Annotated in this window: 6 protein-coding genes; 4 read left to right on the top strand and 2 right to left on the bottom strand. The window is 67.2% G+C overall.

The genetic code is table 11. The features are described from left to right. Both BJQ90_RS17505 and BJQ90_RS17500 read left to right on the top strand, forming a co-directional pair. Window positions 1-357, top strand: a 357-nt coding sequence (locus BJQ90_RS17505) for a beta-lactamase family protein (RefSeq protein WP_226761490.1), incomplete at its 5' end; no start/stop codon positions are given. Between the two features lie 18 nt (window positions 358-375). Then, on the top strand, window positions 376-708 hold the full coding sequence (locus BJQ90_RS17500) for a hypothetical protein (RefSeq protein ID WP_226761489.1): 333 nt from the start codon (window positions 376-378) through the stop codon (window positions 706-708). A 127-nt stretch (window positions 709-835) separates the two neighbouring features. On the opposite strand, the gene BJQ90_RS17495 is transcribed toward BJQ90_RS17500, so the two are convergent. Together BJQ90_RS17495 and BJQ90_RS17490 are read right to left on the bottom strand one after the other, a co-directional pair. After that, complete coding sequence (locus BJQ90_RS17495; protein WP_226761488.1) at window positions 836-1,294, bottom strand: hypothetical protein; 459 nt, start codon at window positions 1,292-1,294, stop codon at window positions 836-838. 10 nt (window positions 1,295-1,304) lie between these two features. Further along, window positions 1,305-3,230: a primary-amine oxidase gene (locus BJQ90_RS17490; protein WP_413463711.1), complete on the bottom strand. Its 1,926-nt coding sequence runs from the start codon at window positions 3,228-3,230 to the stop codon at window positions 1,305-1,307. Window positions 3,231-3,348: 118 nt separating this feature from the next. Here BJQ90_RS17490 and BJQ90_RS17485 point away from each other — a divergent pair, with 118 nt between their 5' ends. Together BJQ90_RS17485 and BJQ90_RS17480 are read left to right on the top strand one after the other, a co-directional pair. After that, the gene (locus BJQ90_RS17485; RefSeq protein ID WP_226761486.1) at window positions 3,349-3,939 is read left to right on the top strand and encodes a TetR/AcrR family transcriptional regulator; all 591 of its coding nucleotides are present in this window, start codon (window positions 3,349-3,351) and stop codon (window positions 3,937-3,939) included. 152 nt (window positions 3,940-4,091) lie between these two features. Next, window positions 4,092-5,039: helix-turn-helix domain-containing protein (locus tag BJQ90_RS17480; RefSeq protein ID WP_226761485.1), on the top strand; the 948-nt coding region annotated here is incomplete at its 3' end.

The following is a 5,039-nucleotide window of genomic DNA, read 5'->3' as shown; positions in this document are numbered from 1 at the left end:
GTACGTCAATTACCTGCCGCTACCCCGGACGCCGCCGCCGACAGTGGGCCAGTTACTCAACCACACCGCCGGTTTCGGCAACCCGCTGCCCATTCGCTGGGTGCACCCGCCGATGCGGAGCCCCCGGACCCCGAGGCCCTGCTCCGCCGTCTGGCGGGCAGGCGACGCGCCTACCGCCATCCGGCCGGACGCAGCGCCCGGCACTCCAACGTCGGCTACCTGGCGGCCGGAGAGGTCATCGCCGCTGCTGCCGGGATGCCGTTCGAGGCCTACGTCGACCAGGCCATCCTGCAACCCCTCGGCATGGAACACACCGGATTCCGCTATCAAGAAGGCGCGGACAAGGCGACCGGCTAACTCAAGTCGCCCCGGGCCATGGACCGCCTGTGGCGCGGCCTGCTGCCGGCAGGGATTGCCGGGGACCGTCACGGCCCGTACCTGTCCCTGAACCCGTTCTATGTAGACGGCCCCGCTTACGGCGGCCTCGTGGGCGACGTTTTGGACGCCGGCAGATTCCTGCGGATGCACCTCCGCGACGGCGAGCTCGACGGAACCCGGATCCTCTCCCCCAAGTTCCGCCGGCCGACACAGACCCGGGGCCATTGGGTGGAGCATTTCGGCGCCGGCGCGGGATTCTGGAACGTCATGCGGCCCTACCCCGACCGCGGCCTCGGCATCGTCGCCAGGAGCAACGGCACCAGCAGGTAAGACTTCGAACCGCTCTTCGCGCTCCTGGCATCCGCCACATGGTCTTAGGCGGTCCCGTTAGCCCCCATCTCATGGTTGGCGAACCAGGCAGACCCCGTTCCGCCGCACGGGTCATTTCCCGGCCGCGCTACGCCGCCGCGAAGGCAGCGGAGGCACGCCGGCCCCGGAGCCGCAGCCGTGCCACCAATGTCGCGGCGAGCAACGCCGTCGTAATTTCCAGCCCGATGACCCCCAGGGACAGGGCAGCGGGGTGGCCTCCCGGTCCCGCAGCGGCCGCGGCCGCTGATGCGTGGTCGTGGCCGGCGGGCCCGGCTCCCAGGAACAGGAAGGCGTGCAGGACGGCCATGGCCAGCGCGCTGACCATGACCCGTTGCAGTGCTCCGACGCGCAGGTGCCGCCAGATGTGCACGGTGCACGGGAGGCACACGGCCACCATGGCAACCATCACCGCATTCAGCCATAGCGTGTGCTGGTTCTCCGCCACCAGCCACATGTGGAAGAGGCAGGAACCGGCCGTGACCGCGGCGCACATCCTGGCGTGAAGCGTGGGGCCGGCTGACCGGCCGCACGCCCGGATCCGCGCCATGCCTTAGCTGCTACGCATGGCAATGGCCGCCGGCTGCCTGGGCGGAGGCGGGGACGTCCAGCACGGGGCTGCGGTCAAAGAAGCCGTCCGGCCGCAGCTTGAACCCCACGGTGTCCACCGGCATGATGGGCCAGTCCTCGGTCCGGGGAAAATGGGTCAGCCCGAAAGTGTGCCAGAGCACGATGTCCTGGCCGTCGATGTCCCGGTCCTGTGCGATGTAGGCCGGCAGTCCCGCTCCCCCGGCATGCTGGTTCACGAAATCGCCGGTCGGGTACCGTTCGTCGTCGGCAAAGCGGGTCACCCAGAGGTCCTTGGTGGCGAAGGCGGCCCGGCGGGCAATGGAGGATTCCGGATCCGCCAGCAAGGTGGGCTGGCCCTGGGCGTGGAGTTTGTAGCCCACGGCTTCGCCCAGCCGGTTCCGCGACTCAGGGTTCGAGATGACCCAGGTCCGTCCGCTGCGGGCGTCGGCTTCGCGGACGCCGTCCGATTCGCGGGTGAGGACGGTGCGCTTCCGGGAGAAGGCGTTGCCGCGTTCGTTGCCTTCGCCCATCACCTGCCGGACCACGTCCTCTTCTTCCACCCGGTTGGTGAAGCCGTCGATGGCCATGTCCAGCCGGGCGCTGAAGAGATGCTGGTGGTACGGGGCGCCCAGACCCGGGGCGAGCTGGGAGATGTTGGCTGATCCGCCCTCCGGGTAGGCGGAGGTGAAGACGACGCCGGTGGCCTTGGCCTCGAACTCAATGGTGCCGTCGAGGTAGAGGTACCAGTAGAAGCCGTAGTCGTAGTTGCCGATGGTGGTGAAGAAGGAGATCACCAGGCGGCGGTTGCGCCGGGTGTAGTTGATGCCCGTCCAGAGGTCACTGTGCTTGGCCAGGATCCCCCAGTCCTCCTCGTGCATGCAGATGCCGTTACGGATCTCGCGGGGGTTGCCGAAGGCGTCACTGATGACGGGGCTGAGGTAGGTGATCTCACCGAGGCAGTCGCAGCCGAGCTCCAGGGAGTTCGCGTACTGGCCCACGAGGTATTCGCCGGTATCGAAGTAGTTCTGCCAGGAGCGGATCGGTGACGGGTCCCCGTACGGGACCACCATTTCTGCGATCGACGCCCTGTTAATGACGGGACGCAGCCGGTCGCCGTCCCGGAACGCAAGGTTGTGGAGCACCACGCCTTCGCGGACATCGAAGCCGACGTCGACGCTCCACTTTTCCCACTCGACGTGGTTCCCTCCGGTGACGGTGAAGCTGGGTCCCTCCGGCTGGGTGATGGTGATGGGCTTCTGCGTGGTCCGCAGCGGCCCGGTCAGCTCCGGATCGGTGTAGTTGCCGTGTTCGGCGGGAACCGGAACGACGCCGGTATCCAGCACCTGCGTGACTTCCTTGCTGACGACGTCGACGTACGCCACGAGACCGTCCACGGGGTGGGCCCACGCGCTGTCTTCCGGGAAATCCTGAACGAAGGCCAGGCCGCGGAGGATCCGGCGTCCTTTTTCCTCCGGGTATTCGAACACACCGGCAGACAGCGGGGCGACGCGGACATTGCTGACGTCCAGGCCGCGGCTGGCCAGCGCCTTGAGCCACCGCTCGTCCGTGGCCAGGAGCTGCTCGACCACCTCGAACTCCTCCTCCAGGACGGGGAGTTCGCCGGTCTGGGCCGTGTCCAGCTCGACGACAGAGATCACCGCACGGCCGGAAACCGAGACCGTCACGTCCGCCGGGCGTCCTCCCGACATGTCATGGAGGAATACCCGGAACCGGCGGTCCTCGTTTGCCTCCGGCGCATTCCTGGCGGGGTCCACCAGGCCCAGGTACGCGATGCGTTTGGTGTTGCCCAGCAGGCCCGCCGCCCGCAGGATGCCTTGGACTGCGGTGATTTCGGCGTCCGCGGCCAGACTGTACGGGCCATACGGAGTGCGGGTGTCAGCTTGTGCGGTCATCATGACGGCCTTCGATTGGGGACCCTGGCGGGTCAGAACTTTATTTTCTATACTTGTAGAGAATACGGAAATGTAAGCTGTGCCACAAGAGTCCGACGCAAAATATTTGGGGAGCTGTCCGGTGCCAAAGATTGTCAACCACGACCAGCGGCGGCTCGAACTCGTCGACGCCACATGGCGGATTATCGCCCGGCTCGGGATAGAAAGTGCCACCATGCGGGAAATTGCCCTCGAGGCCGGCTTTGCGAACGGCGCCCTCAAGCCGTACTTTCCCACCAAGGATGACCTGCTGACCTTCGCGTTCGGGCACGTCTTCAACCGCACCAACGAGCGCATCGCGGAAGTCACCGCCGGGCAGGCCGGGCTCGCGGCCCTGCGGGCATTTTGCGTCGAGGTGCTGCCGCTGGATGAGGAGCGGATCAATGAGGCCCGGATTGTCATCCCGTTCTGGCAGAAGGCCATCAACGACCCCGGCAAGGCCCGGATCCACCGGGATTCGATGGAGCAGTGGCTTGCGGCCATGCGGCAGTACCTGGCCGAGGCCCGGCACGCCGGGGCCGTCACCACCGCCGTCAACGACGCCGCCCTGGCCGGCCAGCTGCTCAACCTCCTCCTCGGCGCGCAGATCGCGGCGGCACTCGCCCCGGAAGGCCAGGTGGAACTCGGGCTGAACGAGCAGCTGGAGGGATTCCTGACCCTGCTGGGCTGCTAGGCCCGCCAGGTCTCTTGGGCCTGCGCGCGATCTTTATTCGCCGAGCGTCGAAAAAAGATGACATCGGCGGGCTGCGGCGCTACCCTGAGGAATGTGTTCTACAACACATTCCTCGAAACAGTCCCCGAAATACGACGGCGTCAGGATCTTCGATGACCGCAGTTGCAGCCCGCCCATCGTCAAGCCCCGCCGGACAGGACCTCCACACCAGCACGGCAGCCTCCTTCGAGCACTGGAGGCACCTCATCGCGGAGTCCTTCGTTCCCTTGGGCGCCTCGAGCAGGGATCCGGACAACTTCCGCGGCCGCATGCGGGCCCGCAGGCTGGACCGCGTGGCGATCGTCGAAGTCTCCTCCACGAGCCATGAAGTTCACCGCACGCCGGCGCTGATTGCCCAGTCCAGTCAGCGCTACTTCAAGCTCAATCTCCAACTGCAGGGCAGCGGACTCCTCATCCAGGACAACCGCGAGGCCCTCCTGCGCCCCGGCGACCTCTCCATCTACGACACCAGCCGCCCCTACACCCTTGCCTTCGAGGGGGACGCCCGGCTCATGGTGATGATGTTCCCCTGGGATGCGCTGTCCCTGCCGGCGGACTGCATCGCGCAGCTTTCGGCCGTGCGGATGGCCGCGGACGGGGGCCTCGCCGGGATCGTCGGGCCGTTCATCTCCCACCTCGCGGAGAACCTGGATGCGCTCAGCGGCCCGAGCGGCTCGCGCCTTGCCACGAACGCCCTCGATCTCGTCTCCACGATGCTGCACTCGGAACTGGACATGTCCCCGGACCGGATGCGGCCGCAGGCCCTCCTGGCGGCCTCCGTCCGCGAGTACATCGACGCCAACCTGGCCGATCCGATGCTCTCGCCGGCGTCCATCGCAGCGGCCCACTTCATCTCCACCCGGCATCTGCATAACGTCTTCCATGAATCCGGGACCACCGTGGCGAGCTGGATCCGGACCCAGCGGCTGGAAGGGGCGCGCCGCGAACTGCGGGATCCGCTTCTGGCCGGCATGCCGGTAGGGGCCGTGGCCGCGCGCTGGGGCTTCCTGGATGCCGCCCACTTCAGCCGTACCTTCCGTGATGCCTTCGGTGAATCCCCC

Origin of the sequence: Arthrobacter sp. SO3, from assembly GCF_020532825.1 — a bacterium.
In the GTDB taxonomy this organism is placed as follows: domain Bacteria; phylum Actinomycetota; class Actinomycetes; order Actinomycetales; family Micrococcaceae; genus Arthrobacter.
This window is presented reverse-complemented; position numbering and strand designations above follow the sequence as displayed.